Source organism: Pseudomonas sp. SIMBA_041, assembly GCF_046535095.1.
GTDB classification, from domain to species: domain Bacteria; phylum Pseudomonadota; class Gammaproteobacteria; order Pseudomonadales; family Pseudomonadaceae; genus Aquipseudomonas; species Aquipseudomonas mucoides.
Window position 1 is genome coordinate 1 of the sequence record NZ_JAWRXJ010000225.1, and the last position, 278, is coordinate 278.

Below are 278 nucleotides of genomic sequence, written 5' to 3' on the forward strand. Positions count from 1 at the left end.
GATCGACTGGACAGCCCGCTCCGGCCATTTCGATAGGGCAGTCAACACGTTCGCAAGGGACTGCTCTTGCAGCTTTTCCCGCAATGCTGGCTCGTTTTTGAGGCGGTCAACAAGCGCTTGCGCGACTTCGATACAGGGGCGCGCCGAAGGCCGTTTGCTGACGATATTGAGTACGCTGGCGACTTCCTGTGCGCTCAGCTTACTGCGCAATGCGGGTTCGTTTTGCAGACGCCCGACAAGAAGCCGTAACCCCGTTTGCGATTGATCCTTGAGTCCGT

At 57.9% G+C, this 278-nt stretch carries 1 protein-coding gene; it reads right to left on the reverse strand.

Annotated elements, in window-relative coordinates; all coding sequences use genetic code 11:
- On the reverse strand, positions 1 to 278 hold a 278-nt coding region (locus SB725_RS30950), incomplete at both ends, for a hypothetical protein (RefSeq protein ID WP_410923200.1).